Annotated in this window: 19 protein-coding genes and 2 pseudogenes; 17 read left to right on the top strand and 4 right to left on the bottom strand. The window is 51.9% G+C overall.

The features are described from left to right. The first annotated feature begins 42 nt into the window (after positions 1 to 42). Both DB847_RS04325 and DB847_RS04320 read left to right on the top strand, forming a co-directional pair. The gene (locus DB847_RS04325; protein WP_108649607.1) at positions 43 to 477 is read left to right on the top strand and encodes a hypothetical protein; all 435 of its coding nucleotides are present in this window, start codon (positions 43 to 45) and stop codon (positions 475 to 477) included. Between the two features lie 243 nt (positions 478 to 720). Continuing rightward, positions 721 to 954, top strand: a complete 234-nt coding sequence (locus tag DB847_RS04320) for a hypothetical protein (protein WP_108649606.1) — start codon at positions 721 to 723, stop codon at positions 952 to 954. 220 nt (positions 955 to 1,174) lie between these two features. Here the strand turns inward: DB847_RS04320 and DB847_RS04315 are convergent, their stop codons facing one another. Both DB847_RS04315 and DB847_RS04310 read right to left on the bottom strand, forming a co-directional pair. Next, entirely contained in the window at positions 1,175 to 1,801 is a 627-nt protein-coding gene (locus DB847_RS04315; RefSeq protein ID WP_108649605.1) for a LysR substrate-binding domain-containing protein, read from the bottom strand. Further along, complete coding sequence (locus DB847_RS04310; RefSeq protein WP_159084395.1) at positions 1,798 to 2,106, bottom strand: LysR family transcriptional regulator; 309 nt, start codon at positions 2,104 to 2,106, stop codon at positions 1,798 to 1,800. The genes DB847_RS04315 and DB847_RS04310 overlap by 4 nt, the downstream gene beginning before the upstream one ends. Before the next feature lie 101 nt (positions 2,107 to 2,207). Between DB847_RS04310 and DB847_RS26535 the strand changes: the two are divergent. The 15 genes and pseudogenes from DB847_RS26535 to DB847_RS04255 all read left to right on the top strand — a co-directional run bounded on the left by DB847_RS26535 (position 2,208) and on the right by DB847_RS04255 (position 15,365). After that, positions 2,208 to 3,379: pseudogene (locus DB847_RS26535) on the top strand (multidrug effflux MFS transporter). Between the two features lie 201 nt (positions 3,380 to 3,580). Continuing rightward, positions 3,581 to 5,041 carry a xylulokinase gene (xylB, locus tag DB847_RS04295; protein ID WP_108649602.1) on the top strand — a complete coding sequence of 487 codons (1,461 nt, stop codon included), beginning with the start codon at positions 3,581 to 3,583 and terminating at the stop codon, positions 5,039 to 5,041. A 439-nt stretch (positions 5,042 to 5,480) separates the two neighbouring features. After that, positions 5,481 to 5,969, top strand: a complete 489-nt coding sequence (locus DB847_RS04290; protein WP_159084394.1) for a hypothetical protein — start codon at positions 5,481 to 5,483, stop codon at positions 5,967 to 5,969. Between the two features lie 19 nt (positions 5,970 to 5,988). Next, on the top strand, positions 5,989 to 7,461 hold the full coding sequence (locus tag DB847_RS04285; RefSeq protein ID WP_108649600.1) for a glycosyl hydrolase family 18 protein: 1,473 nt from the start codon (positions 5,989 to 5,991) through the stop codon (positions 7,459 to 7,461). A 185-nt stretch (positions 7,462 to 7,646) separates the two neighbouring features. Further along, positions 7,647 to 8,402, top strand: coding sequence for a hypothetical protein (locus DB847_RS25375; RefSeq protein ID WP_234418511.1), 756 nt, complete (start codon positions 7,647 to 7,649; stop codon positions 8,400 to 8,402). Beyond that, on the top strand, positions 8,299 to 9,150 hold the full coding sequence (locus DB847_RS04280; RefSeq protein ID WP_234418584.1) for a glycosyl hydrolase family 18 protein: 852 nt from the start codon (positions 8,299 to 8,301) through the stop codon (positions 9,148 to 9,150). Before DB847_RS25375 ends, DB847_RS04280 begins: the two co-directional genes overlap by 104 nt. A gap of 81 nt (positions 9,151 to 9,231) precedes the next feature. Continuing rightward, complete coding sequence (locus DB847_RS04275; RefSeq protein WP_159084392.1) at positions 9,232 to 9,687, top strand: glycosyl hydrolase family 18 protein; 456 nt, start codon at positions 9,232 to 9,234, stop codon at positions 9,685 to 9,687. Positions 9,688 to 10,334: 647 nt separating this feature from the next. Continuing rightward, positions 10,335 to 10,772: a sugar phosphate isomerase family gene (locus tag DB847_RS25370; RefSeq protein WP_234418510.1), complete on the top strand. Its 438-nt coding sequence runs from the start codon at positions 10,335 to 10,337 to the stop codon at positions 10,770 to 10,772. A 144-nt stretch (positions 10,773 to 10,916) separates the two neighbouring features. After that, positions 10,917 to 11,893, top strand: a pseudogene (locus DB847_RS26275) (acetyl-CoA hydrolase/transferase C-terminal domain-containing protein). 129 nt (positions 11,894 to 12,022) lie between these two features. Next, positions 12,023 to 12,967 carry an aldehyde dehydrogenase family protein gene (locus tag DB847_RS04265; RefSeq protein ID WP_199911722.1) on the top strand — a complete coding sequence of 315 codons (945 nt, stop codon included), beginning with the start codon at positions 12,023 to 12,025 and terminating at the stop codon, positions 12,965 to 12,967. Continuing rightward, positions 12,964 to 13,383 (top strand): aldehyde dehydrogenase family protein, encoded by a 420-nt coding sequence (locus tag DB847_RS24730; RefSeq protein WP_199911721.1) that lies wholly within the window; start codon positions 12,964 to 12,966, stop codon positions 13,381 to 13,383. The genes DB847_RS04265 and DB847_RS24730 overlap by 4 nt, the downstream gene beginning before the upstream one ends. Before the next feature lie 61 nt (positions 13,384 to 13,444). Next, on the top strand, positions 13,445 to 13,645 hold the full coding sequence (locus tag DB847_RS24725) for an MBL fold metallo-hydrolase (RefSeq protein WP_199911720.1): 201 nt from the start codon (positions 13,445 to 13,447) through the stop codon (positions 13,643 to 13,645). Continuing rightward, complete coding sequence (locus tag DB847_RS24720; RefSeq protein ID WP_199911719.1) at positions 13,642 to 13,776, top strand: MBL fold metallo-hydrolase; 135 nt, start codon at positions 13,642 to 13,644, stop codon at positions 13,774 to 13,776. Before DB847_RS24725 ends, DB847_RS24720 begins: the two co-directional genes overlap by 4 nt. 110 nt (positions 13,777 to 13,886) lie before the next feature. Continuing rightward, positions 13,887 to 14,144, top strand: coding sequence for an MBL fold metallo-hydrolase (locus tag DB847_RS24715; protein WP_199911718.1), 258 nt, complete (start codon positions 13,887 to 13,889; stop codon positions 14,142 to 14,144). Between the two features lie 93 nt (positions 14,145 to 14,237). Beyond that, positions 14,238 to 15,365 (top strand): iron-containing alcohol dehydrogenase, encoded by a 1,128-nt coding sequence (locus DB847_RS04255; protein ID WP_159084391.1) that lies wholly within the window; start codon positions 14,238 to 14,240, stop codon positions 15,363 to 15,365. 54 nt (positions 15,366 to 15,419) lie between these two features. Here the strand turns inward: DB847_RS04255 and DB847_RS04250 are convergent, their stop codons facing one another. Together DB847_RS04250 and DB847_RS25925 are read right to left on the bottom strand one after the other, a co-directional pair. Next, positions 15,420 to 16,466 (bottom strand): sugar porter family MFS transporter, encoded by a 1,047-nt coding sequence (locus tag DB847_RS04250; RefSeq protein WP_199911717.1) that lies wholly within the window; start codon positions 16,464 to 16,466, stop codon positions 15,420 to 15,422. 122 nt (positions 16,467 to 16,588) lie between these two features. Beyond that, the gene (locus DB847_RS25925; RefSeq protein ID WP_199911716.1) at positions 16,589 to 16,816 is read right to left on the bottom strand and encodes an MFS transporter; all 228 of its coding nucleotides are present in this window, start codon (positions 16,814 to 16,816) and stop codon (positions 16,589 to 16,591) included. Positions 16,817 to 17,002: the final 186 nt, after the last annotated feature.

Here is a 17,002-nt window from a genome sequence, read left to right as displayed (position 1 = left end):
CAATCTCACCTATACTGGCTGCGCTATTGATATGAGGTGTTGATGCTTAAAGGGTTCAGATATCTGATGGTGCTTGTGCTGATTGCGCTCCTTGGGATCGCAACGGGCAGCTATGCAGAGCCACTACCCGCACCTTACCTCCAGCAATCTCAACACGCTCAGGAGCAAGGCTCCAAGGCAAAAGCAGCGCCGCATGCCAAGGCCCCCTTGCAGCATCTCACCGAATTGAGACTCGAAAATCAGCTGCGAACAAGCGGCCGGCAACCCCAGCCCCAGACCGATGCTCCATACCCAATTGAGTATCAGTTGATCCATGAACTACCGGTACCCCCACCTCCCGAACAGTTACCAGGCTTTGTTGAACAAGCCTCAGTCCAAACCCGCTGGTTTACTCATATTTCAACCCAGAGTCACCGCACCTCGGGTTGGAAAGAGAGTAATGCTCTGTATAAGAGTCAAATCACCTACCATATCTGAACCTCGTTAGAGGTGCGGTCCGCCGCCCTGTGAATCACATAGAAAACAGAATATTTGGTGCTCTTTTGCATCGAATATGCATCGAACTATATGACATAGGACAGATTCCAATGAAAATGAACTTCTCAACCGTAATGATCCTCTCCATGGCCGTCATCATGCTGGCGACCTCAGTGGTCGGCCCCTTCCTTCAGGGATAACCAGAGCTCACCAAACAACCATGATATAGAGAGGAGATAAGCTATGACTCAGAATGCACTGGAGATCAAAGAGGTGGGCGATCTGGTACCCCAACAGGAGTCCGATCACAACAAGACGGTTTGGGTGATTAATAATGTTTCCTACATCTGGAACCGCCGCGCTGATCACGTACTGATTCATGATGGTCAAAACAGCGACGTGATTTACTTACCCCAGCCCACTAAGCGCGATGCTATGCGGGTTATATTCGAAGATATTAAGCTGAATATCGCATAACAAGGGAACCAAAATCCCAGGCAGTGATCTGTGTGCTTGTCACAACAGAGCATCAGAGCACCAGCCTGCATCGTTCGCAGAGACAAGATGGGCGCCATCAGGCGCCCTTTTCTCTATCATCTGCGGCATAAACAAAGTTAAACCCTCGAGTCGGCTCCCCTTAGCCATCACTCAGCCCCTTATTCAAATCTTAAGCGGAGCTTGCCCCTATAAAATCCGACTACTCCTTTTTCAGTAAGCTTGCCGCATCTAAAACCTGCTCGCGCAACCACTGGTGCCCCTTGTCATGATGTTTGCGCTTATGCCAGTAGAGTCCATATTCCAGAGGAGAAAATGCCAGGGGAAGCGGCAACACCTCGACCGCATACTTTTCGGTCACATGCCGCGCCCAGCTCTCGGTTGAGGTAAACACCAGATCCGTCATCTCACACAGGCTGGTTGCACTGTGAAAATCCTCAACCGCCACCGCCACATCACGCTTAAGCCCCATCCTAGCCAACTGCTCCTCTACAATTGCCGGACTTCCATGCAAAGGGCCGACATTGACATGCCGCTCCTTGAGATAAGCAGCCAAGCTCCAGTCCGCAGACAAACAGGGGTGTCCCTGGCGTACCAGGCAGATAATCTGCTCCTGGTAGACGGCCTTGCGGTATAGACCGGGGATTTTTGCCACCATATATTCGAGATCTCCAGGCAGCAACAGCAGATCCAGTCGCCCCTCCTGTAGACCGATGCTTGAGTATTCATCCAGGTTACGCAGCTCCAGAGCGATCCCCGGAGCCTGCTGCAACAATCGGGGTAGCAGGGTTTGAAACAACATCTGGCTGCTGGTTTCAGGGATGGTCATCCGGAAAACTCCCTTTGCCGTTTTGGGATCAAACTGAGGGGGTGTAACAGGATATCCAGCTCATCAAGGAGCTCCGAGAGCCGCCCCTGAATTTGCAGGGCATAGCTGGTTGGCAATAAACCATGAGATTGACGGATAAACAGGGGATCGCCCGTTAATTCCCGTAACTGGGACAGGTTTTTACTGACAGCAGACTGGCTCAGGCACAGCTGATTGGCAGCCCGTGAAACACTCTTCTCCTGCAGCAGGACATGCAGGCACACCAGAAGATTCAAATTGATCCGGGAGAGATCCAGCAGTGACACAGATATTCCTAACAGTGAAATCAGATATGAAATGATACCACTATTTGAAATAACATCGTCCCTGTATACTCCCGCAAAACATAGAGTCAGGGGAGAATCAAATGGCAAAAAACAAAAATGTGCTCTGGATCATCTTTGCAATGGCGATGCTGGGGCCCCTTGGAATCGACCTCTACCTTCCCTCTCTTCCCCAGATGACCCAGGATTTCCTCGCCACCGAGACTCAACTCCAGTGGAGCATCTCACTGTTTCTTTTTTTTAGCGGTGTCAGCCAACTCATTGCGGGTCCTTTCTCGGACAGGTTTGGACGGCGTAACAGTGCCCTGCTGGGATGTGCTCTATTTTTAGGGGGCAGTGTGCTGGCGATGTTGACCAGCTCGGTACTGCTACTGAATATCGGCCGCATCATCCAGGGGCTGGGAGCAGCCAGTTGCGCCGTCACCTCGCTGGCCTGGATCCGTGACCACTGCACAGCCGAACAATCCGCGCGCTTTAACAACTACATTGGCGGCATGATCGGCCTGGTCCCTACCTTTGCTCCGGTACTGGGGGGACTCTTTCCATCCATTGGGGATGGCGCTCCAACTTTCTGCTGATGGCGATTCTCGCCCTGGTGATCCTCCTTGGCTCGCTCATTCAGCTAAAAGAGAGCTCAGCTGAAGCAAAGCCCGAGCAATCCGAGCCGTTACGCAGGCATCTGCAGCAGATCCTCCGCGATCCTGGCTTTGTGTTCTACACCCTGATGGGAATGCTGGGGATGGGAGCCATCATCAGCTATGTCAACCAGGCTCCCGGTATCGCAATCAGCCAGGGTGGGCTGACCCCGATCGGCTTTGCGCTGTGCTTTGGGGCAATCGGGCTACTCCAGCTATCCGGCAGCTTGCTTGCTTATCGGCTTAGTCGCTGGTTTGGCATATTTAACTGCCTGCGTCTGGGGCTGGCTCTGGCAACTGTGTGCGGGATCAGCCTGTTTTTCCTCCCGGCGGCTCATCCCCTGTGGTTCTTCATTCCGGTCGCCGTCGGAGCCTTTGGTCTGAACCTGACCTTTGGTCATGGAGTCTCCCTGGCAATGGCACCTTTCAGGCATTGCTCCGGCTCCGCCGCGGCGATCAATGGGATGGCTCGCCTCAGTGGTGGTGGCCTGGTCGCCATGCTGTTTGGTTACCTGGATCTCCCAGCCAATCAGATTGTTGCGCTATCGTTTCTGGTATTGCTGCTGCTTCTCCCATGGATAGGCGCTAAGGCCAGCAAGGCCCAGATGCAGGCGGCCTGATCCCCTTGGGCTCAATTGATGTGTGCTACTTTAAGCTCAATGGCATCATCAACTGAGCCCGGTTTAACCCTACTCGCCGGGTGATCCCCCTCAAGATCGCAAAATCTGATATCGAAAATACCTTTTTTCGTAATTGAAGCCTCTGTCAAAGCCAAGCATCCTTGATGCAAACACCTGATTGGATAGTGACAAGGAACAGCCATGTTTATCGGAATCGATATCGGGACTTCAGCCGTCAAGCTCGCCCTAATCCACAGTAGTGGTAAAGTCATCGCAAACATGAGTGAGCCTCTTCAGGTCTCCAGCCCTCATCCACTGTGGTCTGAGCAGGATCCGGACAGTTGGTGGCAAGCCACTCAAGATGCCCTGGATAAGCTTGCAAGTCAGCACTCGCTACGGGAGGTCAGAGGATTGAGCCTGAGTGGTCAGATGCATGGCGCAACCCTGCTGAATGCAGCCGGTCGGCCGCTTCGCCCGGCAATTTTATGGAATGATGGACGCAGCCATCTCGAATGCACAGAGCTTGAGCGAGCCATCCCTGACTCAAGGGAGCTAACCGGCAACCTGATGATGCCTGGGTTTACCGCACCCAAGCTGCTATGGCTGAAGAAGAACGAGCCAGAAGTTTTTAAAGATATCGCCAAGGTACTATTGCCAAAGGACTATATCCGCTACCGGCTCAGTGGTGATTATGCGACCGATTGCTCGGATGCAGCTGGCACCCTGTGGCTCAATACCCGGAAACGTTGCTGGAGCCCCACCCTTATAGAAGGCTGCGGCCTGGATGAAAGCCAGATGCCGGCTCTCTATGAGGGCAACCGGATCACCGGAGAGCTCAAGTCCGATCTGGCCCGCCGCTGGGGAATGCCGGTGATCCCCATCGCTGGCGGGGCAAGTGATAACGCCGCAGGGGCCATAGGTGCCGGGGTATACCAGGCCGGTCAGGGAATGCTCTCTCTCGGAACTTCCGGGGTCTATTTTGTAGCAAGTGATCACTACCTTGCCAACCCAGGCTCGGCCCTGCATAGTTTCTGCCACGCCCTTCCCCAACGCTGGCACCTGATGTCCGTCATCTTAAGCGCCGCTTCCTGTCTTGAGTGGCTGACACGCCTGACCCGGGCCAGCTCGGTAGCCGAACTGATGACAGAAGCTGCCAATACCACTCCCGACGACTCCGTTTATTTTCTGCCCTACCTATCCGGAGAGAGAACCCCACATAATAACCCGCTGGCCCAGGGCGTTTTCTTTGGCATGACCCATGAGACGGAGCGCTCCCACCTGACCTACGCTGTCCTGGAGGGGGTCGGTTATGCACTGGCCGACGGATTTGATGCACTGCACCAATCCGGCCTGCCGCCACAAGAGATATCCCTCATCGGAGGGGGGGCACGAAGCCCACTATGGCGACAGATGCTGTGCGATATCATAGGGCAACCTCTTGCCTATCGACAGGGAAGTGAAATTGGTCCGGCCCTGGGAGCGGCGCGCCTGGCCCAGCTGGCGGTGGAGCCCGCTCAGGATCTCGCGCGGATCTGTCAGCCCCCAACGCTGATCCAGGCCCACCAGGTTCAGGGGAAGGCCTTTGCCCGCCACCAGCACAGGCGTCTTCACTTCCAAAAACTCTACCGGCAGCTCAGACCGCTTTTTTCAGATCCAAGTTGATCACAGGGCTCTCCGGCACGGGGAGCCTACCAAAACATTTTTCGCAGCAAACATTTAATCAAGGTGGACGGCTTTTTTTCCATCCGCCAGCCTTAGATTAAGGGGTAATAATTCAATAGATTTATATTCAATCAGAGCCGGGCATCCCCTGTTTTGATTAGGAAAATACCGCCAGCCTTGATATAAAAAAAATAATTAGAGCTTCATCACAGTTCCAGAGTAAATTGAGCTCAGATCATAAAAATACCTTCTATTTATGATAATTCGCGCAGTAAATTAGTATCGTAAAATAACTAGCATCGCTATGTTAGCTATCGCTTTAGCGAAAAAACGGCCGAAAGGATAATCTGCCGATTTTGCAGTTTCGCTCCTTGATTTCACCTGGAGCCAGCCGCACCAGGGGAAGTCGTCGATGGAATTGACCGACAAGGAACTTACCGTGCGCTTACGATATAAATTGCTGCCAGCCCTGCTACTTGCGGGCTTGTCATCCACCGCATTTGCTCACTGCCAGCTAACGGGGAAAACCATTGGCTGGACCTCAAATATTCAATTTAGCTGTGATACGGATACCAATCTTACCCAGCAGGGCGTTGATTTTGATGTCACCAATGGCGCTACATTTAATTCTGTTTGGGGAATTGATGCTTCGGTGAGCGTCAAGCAAACCGGGAACCAGATTCATCTTAACTTTGGTAAGGACTGGCAGTCTCAGGATTTTATCGCGAAAAAGAATCAGACCCTCTCGTTTAGCTTTAGCCCATCGACAAACCAGTTTGATATTCAAAACTTCCATGTTGGCCCCCAGTATCCGGCGGATGCATCCGTAACCTTTACCAGCAGCACCTCACAAAACCCCATCCCACAAGGTACCCTCATCCGTTTAAACTCTGCGCAGGGGGCCAAGCTACCAGTTCAGCTGGGGTAAAGACAACCTTCATCCCATCATGCATGGGCAGTACACAGCCTCGGCCGAGCTGCCTACCAGTAACGGGGTCTCTCAGATATCCATCGCTCCGAGTGAGTTTAACCTGGCCAAAAATGACACCATCAAGCTGGCCCTGGATTACAGAATCTACAATGGTCAGATCCAGTTTCATCTCAAGCAGCAGCGTCCGGCGGGCGTGACTCAGGACAGCGTCCACCTGACGGTTCAGGATACGACATCCAAAACCAGCTCAAGCCTGGATCTTCCCTGGGGAGCAGATCAGAACCTCACCAACATCTATCCGGGTCATGCCTATCAATTTTCGGCTGAAGATGTCAGCGCCCCGGGCGCAAGCTACAGCTTTAGCTTTGACCCGGCCACACTGACCACGAGCGAACAACAGGAGGACTACTCCGTCAGCCTCAGTGCAACCAAGCACAAGATCCCGACCCAGAGCCTGGCCCTGCATGTATCAGGATTGCCTCAGGATCAAGCCACGACCCTGCACTTTAAAGCCACCAGCAGCACGGCTCACTCTGCACAACTGCAGGTACAAAATGGCGATTACACCCAAATCCTCAGCGAAGGCAACTACCAGATGTCTGCCGATAGCGTTCAGGGATACAGCACGCAATCCAAGAGCATCACGGTCGGCGCCGATCAGCCCACAGGGTTCCCCATCAGCTTCAACAAGGTAAAAAACAGCCGCCAGCTCTCTATCTTCTGGTGCGGGTTCAGTGGTGATTATTGCGGCCAGTCCGTCACAGATGATGTCTACCAGAAAGCAACCCTGGTGATCCTGGCCTTCGTTAATTCAAATCCGGACGGCTCGGTGACCGCCGACACCATGCCCACCGCCCTTATCAATCAGTGGCACCAGGATGGCAAACGGGTGCTGATCTCTGTGGGTGGGCAAAATGGTCATTGGGACTCTATTTTCGCCAACCCCACACAGTTCGTGCAGAGCATCAGCCAGATCGTCGAGCAAAATGGTCTCGATGGTGTCGATCTGGATATTGAAGGCTATACTGCCGCTCCCCAAACCGTCTCACAGACCATAGATAAGCTGCGCCACTCCCTGGGAGAGAGCAAGCTGATAGTCGTCAGTCCGGAAAATGTGACCGTCTATCCGGATCCGAGCATTCCCGTCCCCTCACCGACCCAGGGAGGAAGCCCATGGAACTACTTTGTCCCCATTCTCAAGGCCTCCCTGAGTGAGATCGATTATGTCCAGCCCCAGATGTATAACAATGGATACATGGGTGTTACCCCGGCAACCTCTCAGTTCTTGGTGACCAACTACCTGGGGTGGATGAACAAGCTTGATTATAAGATCCCGGACTTTAACGGGGTCCCTGCCAATAAGCTCATCATGGGGTATTGGCCTCCACCTCCGCCGGTGGAGCCAGTTACTATGCTGACCCGGCAGCCCTCAAGAGTGCCATCGCCACCCTGGCCGACCAATATCAGATCCAGGTCGGGGGCGTCATGATGTGGGATAGCCACTGGGACACCAACAATCATAATGCCATCAGTCAGGCAGCCGCCGAGGCCCTTCAACTACCATGAGGACGCTCTCTTTGTGAGTCAAATCTCCCCGGAGCCGATCGCTTCGGGGCGATCTCATCTATCAGCAGTAATCCACCCTTGTTTATCGGTTTTATAAGGAGATAACCCGTGAAAACCAAGCTATTAACCTGCGCCCTGCTCGGTGCAGGCCTTCTCAGTCATGGCGCATTGGCTCAAGAGAGTTATTCATTGGAGTCTGGTTACGGCACCTTCAATGTTAAGCTCAGCGCCGAACAGCCGATCCAGAGCGTGACCTTTGACTATGGCCAGGCCAATTACCAGCCCGGATATATCTCAAGCGGCTACTCTGTCTCTCATGGCACAGATATCGGCCATGGAATGTATCAATATAAGATCACTTTCCAGAGCAGTGATCCCTGGACCAAGCCGGTCGACAGCCTCTCCCTGGGACAGGTGCCCTACTTTACCGGAAGCCAGATCAAAAACGCCCCATTCAGCGAGTTTTATGGGATCCCCTCAAACATCAAGATCAATGGTAAGGATGCCCAACTTACAACTCCCCCCTTTGGGATCACCAAGCTAACCCTTCCCGATACTCAAAAGATGATCGGTGCCTACTATGCCGACTGGAGCGTTTACGGGGACATGATAATTACTCACTCAACAAGGTCCCCTTCAACAACCTCAATACCATCATCTATGGATTTGGCTCAATCAATCCAACCACAGGGAAGCCCAGATCCTCGATCCCTTTGCCGATACCCAGAAAAAAACCGATGGTGTGGTCGCCTTTCCCTACCTGACGGTACAACGCATCATCAACCCCAAGCTCAATGTCATCTACTCATTCGGCGGCTGGGGCACAGTCAAGACCTACCAGTATGGCGTCTCAAACAGCTTTAACTACTCCTCCGGTGACTTCTCGGTCCTGTTCCAGTACTTCCCGGATAAGATCAAGACACTGGCAGGCTCGATGACGAATGCGATCAGCAAGCTGGGCTATAACGGGATAGATATCGACTATGAATGGACCGCGCCGGCAGAAACCCAGGCCACTTACCTGGCGGGACACAAACCCCTGTGCTCACCCCAGGTTCAGGGACAGACCTGTAACCCGCTGCCACTGACCCAGGAGCAGGCCAATGGCTATGTTGAGCTGATGTATTACCTCAGAGAGGATCTTGACTCACTCGCCAAGCAACGAGGGGAGCACTACTACCTGACCAATGCGCTAATATCCGGCCCCTCCACGCTACAGCAACTTAAAAATTACAGCTATACAGGCAGTGATCCCCAGATCAAAGCCGCCTACCCGGGACAGGATGCCCTCTCTATCATCCTGCATCTGGTGGACTACAGCCACCTGATGACTTACGACATGCATGGGCAGTTTGATGCTCCCCGGGATAACAGTAACACGGCTTCTAATGTCAGCAATTTTATGTCCCAGGTTTCGGCCAAAGATCCACACAACCCGGTTACCAACGATTTCTCCATCGAAGGTACACTGCAGTGGCTAATCCAGAACCTGCAGAACATGACCCACAGGAGCTTTACAATAAGGTCTCTCTTGGCATTCCGGCCTACTCAAGAATCGTCAGTACCGATTCTCAGTCCACTCTGCCCCCGACCTGCCCCAATCCTATATTGAGCAGGGAGTCTATCTGCCTCTCGCAGCTCAGAGTCAACAGGGAGTCACCTCGCAAAGCTATGGGGAATTTGTTGGGGATGTTTGGACTCAGGATTATCTTGGGAACTCGACAGACAGCGCCGCACAGAGCTCAATCACCCCGGGATCCGAAGATCAGGGACCTTCGATTACAAATGTATCATCAATAGCAAGGACTGCATCAGCAGCGCCACCGCTGGAGAGATGCCGGATGCACTCTTCTCCGCCAGTGATCGCTATCAACCCGGAACCTCGGCCGGGGAGCCCGGTTACTATGCTCAGACACCCTGGGCCTACTCGGCAACCAATCATGTGTTTATGAGCTACGACGATGCCGCCTCAACCGCTTATAAGGTGCAGCATATTGTCAATGCCAAGAACCTCAGGGGAGCCTTTATCTGGGAGGTCGATGGTGACATCCCCCCTCAGATAGCAACTACAAGAGCAACAGTATTCTGCATGCGATCTATAGCAACATCAGTAAAACCACAGGTTCTGAGCAATGAGCTCCTGAGCTGATGCAGTTCAGTCTTTATCAGTAAAGCGCCCCCGGCTCGGTCCGGGGTACTCCCACGAACAAAATAAACCTATCAAATCCTGCTTGCCCCGGACCCGGTAACATCCATTCAACACAAGGGCAAATAAACATCCCGCCACTATTTGATCAGCCCGATCTCCCCTTCACAGGGCCGGTCATTAATGAGACCTGCTCAGACGGCTCCCCCGGCTACACCATCCCCGGTACCCAAAGTCGGTAACCGATTCAAAGAAAGCATATCCATAGAAATCTCACCAGACACCAAAAGATGACAATAAACACAGTTGCAGGAGAAATATCCCCGGGAATAGGATGAATCAGAATAAATGGCTGAATCGGCATACACCATTAGAAGAAAAGATGTCAAGTCAAACTTTTGCTAATACCCATCTAGCATCACCTCCCTTATTATGAGCTCCATCACAAAACAGAGCTAACCGCAAAGTCATATATTCTGGTATATCCCTCTGCAACCCAATAGCTCATGGAAAAATTAGTTTATTTTTTGATGTAGATACTTATTCCGCTATCGATAAAGATGATATTCATCAGGAATATTGTATTTAACTTGGCCCCTTGAAACCTGTCTGTATATGAGTATATCCATATGCCACCCTTTCAGGGAAGAATGAAAATCCATAATTCATATAAGTCATCAGCGATGGATAAGCATCATAAAAAAGGAAGCAGAGCGATGATAACCCCAAAAGCATATCCAGAATTAACCGCCGAAGAAGCTGCATCTCTTATTTCGGACAATTCGACTGTAGGATTTAGCGGGTTTACATCAGCAGGTGCAGCCAAATCAATTCCTCGCGCACTTGCCAAGCAAGCTGAATATTTACACGCCCGGGGAGAGAGCTATAAATTAAATGTATTGGCAGGGGCATCGACAGGGAAAAGTCTGGACTCGGCATTAGCCAAGGCAGATGCCATTCATAAACGAATCGGCTACCAATCTTCAAAAATACTGCGTCAGAAAATAAATAATGAAGAGATAGAGTTTATCGATACCCATCTGTCACACCTCCCCAAATGGTACAAAGCGGGACCTTTGGCAAGATAGATTTTGCGGTTATCGAGGCAACGCAGGTAACGGCAGATGGCAAGTCTACCTGAGCACATCGATAGGCACCTCACCAACCTACCTTGAGTATGCCGACCAGGTGATCATTGAGCTCAATCATTACCACTCCCCCGGCTGGCAGAGATGGCTGACATCCTGACGCTCAAAACACCGCCGTTTCACGATACACTGCCCATCTCGACCCCCCTGAGCAAAATTGGAACTCCCTATGCGCAGGTTGATCCCAAAAAGATTGCAGGAGTCGTCTACACGGATGAACCTGATGAGGTCCCTCCTTTCTCGCCTGCCGATGCACTGAGCGATAAGATCAGTCAACATGTAGTAAATTTTTTGCTCAGTAACATCCGCTCCGGCCAGCTTCCCAAAAGCTTTCTGCCGATCCAAAGCGGAGTCGGTAACATAGGTAATTCAGTGATGCAGGGACTTGGAAACCACCCTGCTATTCCCCCATTCATGATGTATACCGAGGTGTTTCAGGACTCCCTGGTGCCTTTGATGGAAGAGGAAAAGGTCAGCGCCGTCAGCACCTGTGCCCTGACCATACTCCCGGAACAGCTCAAAAGAATCTATGACAACATGGATTACTTTGCCTCGAAAATCGTGCTGCGGCCTCAGGATATCTCCAACAACCCAACCATCGCCCGCCAGCTTGGAGTCATCGCCATCAACACCGCTCTCGAAGTCGATCTGTATGGCAATGTGAACTCCACCCATGTCTGCGGAACCAAGATGATGAATGGCATAGGTGGAAGCGGCGATTTTGAACGAAATGCATTTCTATCGATATTTGTCTGCCCCTCAATCGCTAAAGGGGAAAGATATCAACCATAGTTCCCATGTGTACCCATATAGATAGCAGTGAACACTCAGTCGATGTCATCATTACCGAGCAAGGCATTGCCGATTTAAGAAACCTTGCTCCCTTAAAACGCGCCGAAGCGATCATTAATAACTGCGTGCATCCCGATTATAAAGAGTTTATGAGAAGCTATCTCAAATCATGTGACAGAGGACATATCCGGCATAATTTAAGACGCTGCTTTGAGCTACATCATAACCTGATGGAAAGAGGCGAAATGCTTCCCGGGCTAACCATGTGAAAAAAACATATCAAAGGTGTTTAAATACAGATAAGCACTTTAGCCCTAACACCTGAGTTAAATATAACTAAGTCTCTATTTATTTATCAAAATCAATTATTGCCTTCAAAACTAAATAGGAATAACACAATGACCACTTCAATTAATGAGATGCTTGAAAAAGCAAGAGTCGCCCAACAAAGTTTCGAAACTTATAATCAGCAGCAGGTCGATGAAATAGTCAGGGCTATCGGTAAGGTGGTTTATGACCATGCCGAAGAGCTTTCAAGGGACGCCGTTGAAGAGACACAGATGGGAGTCTTTGAAGATAAGGTTGTAAAGTGCACAGGCAAATCACGCGCCATCTGGAATCATCTCAAGTCTAAAAAATCTGTGGGTATCATCAGTCGCAATGAAAACACAGGGATTGTAGAGGTTGCCAAGCCCATGGGGGTCATTGGTGCTGTCACTCCAACCACCAACCCCATAGTCACCCCCATGTGTAATGCGATGCTGGCACTCAAGGGGCGCAATGCCATCATCATCGCCCCTCACCCCAGATCGAAAAAATGCAGTAGCAAAACCGTGGCACTGATGAACGCAGAGATCAGAAAGCTGGGTGGCCCAGAGCACCTGATCCAGTGCATTGAAGAACCTAGTATTGAGAAGACCAATCAACTGATGCACTCGGTCGATGTGGTGGTCGCAACCGGTGGTATGGGGATGGTCAAGGCCGCTTATAGTAGCGGCAAGCCATCCTACGGGGTTGGTGCCGGTAACGTCCAGGTGATCATCGACCGGGAGATCGATTTTGACAAGGCCGCCCGGGACATCATCAAGGGACGTAAGTTTGATAACGGCGTCATCTGCTCAGGTGAACAATCGATCATTGTGCACCAGGATGACTACCCTGGGGTCAAAGAGGCATTCATCAGCAACGATACCTACTTCATTGAAGATCAGCGTGAGGCAGATAAGCTGCGGGAGGTACTGTTTGAGGATGGGCATATCTCAAAAGATGTGGTTGGTCAGAGTGTCTTCACCATAGCTGAGCTCGCGGGGATCAAGATCCCAAAGAGACCAAGATCATCATGATCCGCTCCAATGATCGCCAGGATGACCCACTGCGCAAAGAGAAGATGTGCCCTGTAATGGTTGCCTTCGAATACAGCAGTTTCGACCAGGCCATAGGAATCGCCCAACAAAACCTGGAGCTGGAGGGTAAGGGCCACTCCTGTGCCATCCACTCAACCAATGATCGTCACATTGAGCGAGCAGGCCTGCAACTGCCCGTCAGCCGCCTGGTGGTCAATGAACCCTGTTCACTGACCGCGGGAGGGAGCCTGCAAAATGGCTTTGCACCAACCACAACCCTGGGTTGCGGCTCATGGGGAAATAACTCCATCTCCGAAAATCTGGACTACAAACACCTGATCAATATCGACCGGATCGGTTATGCCAGGAAAAACAAGCCAGTCCCTACCGATCAGGAGATCTGGGCGGCCGCCTAAAACTACTTGGGGAGGAAGACCTCCCCATCACTCTTTTTATCTAGCTTTGGATGGGATCAACATGAGTACAGAGCTCTATTTCTTTGAATGTGGCACTCTCAAAACCGAGAAACAACACATCATGGCTGGCCAGGGAGTGAAGGAACCCTTTGATATTCCGGTTCCTTTTTTCCTGATCAAACACCCGAAAGGCAATGTGTTATATGACACGGGCATGGCCCTTGAAGTCGCAACAGACAAGGTAAAACACTGGGAGATGTGACTAAAGTTTACGACCCCATCATGAGAGAGGAAGACTATGTGGTCCACCAGCTGGAATCGATCGGGCTGACTCCCTGGGATATTGACTATGTGGTCTGCTCTCATCTGCACCTGGATCATGCCGGGGGATAGGTGCCTTTCCCAATGCAACCTATATAGTACAGCGCAAAGAGCTGGAGTGGGCCTATGTCCCCGATTTTTACCAAAAAGCGGCCTATATCCGGGCTGATTTTGATAAAGAGGTGGACTGGCTGCTCCTCGACGGTGAGTCTGATGATGGTTACGATCTCTTTGGCGATGGTGCCCTGAAAATCTGGTTTACTCCGGGGCACACACCCGGTCACCAATCCCTGCAGGTGAATCTTGAAGAGTCCGGCGCCTACCTTCTCACCGGAGACAGCTGCTATACCGAAGAGATCCTGCATCAGGATCTACTGCCGGGGCTGGTCTGGAGCCCCCCCATGCGGTCAAAACCATTGCCCGGATGCGTCATGCGATGAGGACTCAGGATCTGACCGTAGTCACAGGCCATGATCCAAAGGCATGGCCAAACTATAAAAAAGCTCCAGAATTCTACAGATAGGAAGAACAGAATGAACATTATCCGCACCCCAGAACTCTTTGTCGGCGAAAACGCCATAGACAATATTTCATCCATCCTGGCTCGGCTTTCCAGCCGCAAACTGATGCTGATCACCGATGATTTCTTATCTCATACCCCCTCCTTTGAGAAGCTGTGCCAGCTCATCGATGATGCCGGAGTGAAAATAGAGCTATTCGATAAGGTATTACCTGAGCCTGAGATCGACTATGTTGCCGCTGTAGTCAACAAGGCCAGAGCGATGAACATCGACACCGTCATCGCCTTCGGGGGCGGCAGCCCAATCGATACCGCCAAGGTGGTCGCTGCCCTGGTGACCAACACCCGGGAGATCGAAAGCTACCTGGGTAGCGAGCTCCTGGAGCAGGAGGCACTGCCGCTGATCGCGATTCCGACCACCGCAGGAACCGGCAGTGAGGTCACCCCGATCGCCATTCTTTCAGACTCTAAGGATCAGCTTAAGAAGGGAATCGTCTCACAGAAAATCATTCCTCATTTTGCGATCCTGGATCCGACCCTGACCGTCGGCATGCCTCCCCGAGTGACCGCTTACACCGGGATGGATGCCCTGACCCACGCCGTCGAAGCCTTTAACTCGGTCAATGCCAACAGCTACACAGACACCTTTGCAGTGAAGGCGATTGAGCTGCTGACTCAGAATATCCGCCTCGCCTACCAGGATGGTCATAACCTTAAGGCGCGTGAGAATATGTTGCTCGGAAGCCTGATGGCAGGGATCGCCTTTGCCAATGCCGGAGTCACCGCGGTCCACGCCTTCGCCTATCCCCTGGGTGGCATGTATCACATCCCCCATGGATTGGCGAACAGCATGATGTTTGCTCCTGTGATGGCCTATAACATGGTGGGCAATGAGCAGCGCTTTCTTGAGCTGGCACGCTGTTTCAGGGCCGATGCGACCTCCCCACAGCTAGTGGTTGATGAGATCAGAGCCCTGTGCCGGGATCTGAATATCCCTCATGGTCTCAGGGAGCTGGATATTCCGGAGCAGGCGCTTGATGAGCTTGCGGACGGTGTGATGAAGGTCACCCGGCTTTTGGCCAATAATCCAAGAGAGCTCACCCCGGAGGCCGCCCGCGAGATCTACCAACAGGTCTATTGAGCTCGCACACTCCCGGAGCCTGCCAATGCAGGCTCCCTCATATGAAAAAAGAGCTCAGGCGCCCGAAGGGGAAAGCTGTGGGCTCTTTTCTGTCCTCTCCCACAACGCTTCAAGCTCCTCCAAAGAGCGATTCTTAGTTTCAGGAACACATTTAGCTACAAATCCCACCGTGACCAGCCCCATGATCCCGTAAAGCCAGAAGGGAGCACCGCCGTGGAAGGTCTGCTGTAGCCAGTTATTATCCGCCGTCATCATAGGAAAGGTCTGCGATACTAAGAAGTTCGCCAGCCACTGGGCAAACACGGCGATCGACAGCGCCTTGGCCCGCACCCGATTCGGAAACATCTCAGATAACAGCACCCAGGTCACGGGGCCGAGAGACAGGGCAAAAGCGGCGATATAGCCCAACATAAAGATCAGCAGGTATCCACCGATAAGGTTGAGGTAAGCTGCAGTGCCGATCGCCAACATACACAGCCCCATCACCAGGGCTCCTCCCATCATCAGAGGCCGACGACCAAAACGATCCACCGTATAGATAGCGATCAGGGTAAACAGCAGATTTACGGCCCCAACCAGGATGGTTTCGAGCAGGGCGATATCCAACCCGGAGTGATTAAAACCACTTAAGATCCTTGGGGCGTAATAAAGAAACACATTGATCCCTGTGACCTGCTGAAATACCGAAAGCATGATCCCGACAAAGATGACATAGCCCAGCCCGGATCCAAGCAGTTTGATCGAGCGTTGTTGGGTTGTTTCATGGATCTCCTGCCACTGCTGCTCAATATTCGAATCCGGATCAAGTGCCATCAGTAGCTCCCTGGCCTCGCGCTCCCGTCCCCTGAGAGCAAGCCAACGCGGTGTCTCGGGAACCGTAAACAGCAGCCCGAGAAACAGTAGCGAGGGAACCACCCCGGAGGCGAACATATAGCGCCACCCCAAGGTATCCAGCCAGTGGCGATCGCCCAGGCTGGCAATGGCGTAATTCACAAAATAGATCAGCAACATCCCAAAGATAATCGCCAACTGGTTGCAGGAAACCAGGGCCCCTCTGCGCTCAGAAGGTGCCACCTCAGCGATATACATGGGGGAAACCATAGAGGCGATCCCGACCCCTATCCCCCGATGATCCGGTAAAACACCAGGGTCCAGTAATGATCGGCCAGTGCCGTTCCCACCGCACACAACAGAAAAAGCACAGCCGAACACAGCAAAGCCCCTCACCTGCCAAAACGGCTGCTCAAACCCGATGCCAAAATGGCTCCGATAATACAGCCGAGCAGCGCAGATGCAGCAGCAAATCCAAGAGCCGTCGCATCCAGCTTAAAGTAACTCTGCAGGGACTGGGTCGCTCCCGATATGACCGCGGTATCATAGCCAAAAAGTAGCCCCCCAAGAGCCACCACCAGAGTTATCCGTATCACACTTATTGATGAGCGTACCATCATAGATATTCCTGAATTGAGCTGTCGTAGCATCTATTGTTTGAAGCTCACCGCTAGATTGCTATTTCTGTTTTTGCTAAATGCTTTATGAAATCTTCTTTCCCTGAGCTCGCTCACAAGGACCTCAGGTGGAGCAGACTTGTGATACCCAGCTCTCACTCTCAATTGCTATTTTTCAAAATTCGATCG

The sequence above is a fragment of the Dongshaea marina genome (genome assembly GCF_003072645.1).
GTDB lineage: Bacteria > Pseudomonadota > Gammaproteobacteria > Enterobacterales > Aeromonadaceae > Dongshaea > Dongshaea marina.
This window is presented reverse-complemented; position numbering and strand designations above follow the sequence as displayed.

What these genes read in the sequence shown, in the direction of transcription:
- DB847_RS25370 (WP_234418510.1), top strand. Translation starts at nt 10,335, where the DNA reads ATGAAAATCCATAATTCATATAAGTCATCAGCGATGGATAAGCATCAT.
- DB847_RS04250 (WP_199911717.1), bottom strand. Translation starts at nt 16,466, where the DNA reads ATGGTTTCCCCCATGTATATCGCTGAGGTGGCACCTTCTGAGCGCAGA.
- DB847_RS04315 (WP_108649605.1), bottom strand. Translation starts at nt 1,801, where the DNA reads ATGACCATCCCTGAAACCAGCAGCCAGATGTTGTTTCAAACCCTGCTA.
- DB847_RS25925 (WP_199911716.1), bottom strand. Translation starts at nt 16,816, where the DNA reads ATGATGGTACGCTCATCAATAAGTGTGATACGGATAACTCTGGTGGTG.
- DB847_RS04325 (WP_108649607.1), top strand. Translation starts at nt 43, where the DNA reads ATGCTTAAAGGGTTCAGATATCTGATGGTGCTTGTGCTGATTGCGCTC.
- xylB (WP_108649602.1), top strand. Translation starts at nt 3,581, where the DNA reads ATGTTTATCGGAATCGATATCGGGACTTCAGCCGTCAAGCTCGCCCTA.
- DB847_RS24730 (WP_199911721.1), top strand. Translation starts at nt 12,964, where the DNA reads ATGATCCGCTCCAATGATCGCCAGGATGACCCACTGCGCAAAGAGAAG.
- DB847_RS04285 (WP_108649600.1), top strand. Translation starts at nt 5,989, where the DNA reads ATGCATGGGCAGTACACAGCCTCGGCCGAGCTGCCTACCAGTAACGGG.
- DB847_RS04320 (WP_108649606.1), top strand. Translation starts at nt 721, where the DNA reads ATGACTCAGAATGCACTGGAGATCAAAGAGGTGGGCGATCTGGTACCC.
- DB847_RS04255 (WP_159084391.1), top strand. Translation starts at nt 14,238, where the DNA reads ATGAACATTATCCGCACCCCAGAACTCTTTGTCGGCGAAAACGCCATA.
- DB847_RS04265 (WP_199911722.1), top strand. Translation starts at nt 12,023, where the DNA reads ATGACCACTTCAATTAATGAGATGCTTGAAAAAGCAAGAGTCGCCCAA.
- DB847_RS24725 (WP_199911720.1), top strand. Translation starts at nt 13,445, where the DNA reads ATGAGTACAGAGCTCTATTTCTTTGAATGTGGCACTCTCAAAACCGAG.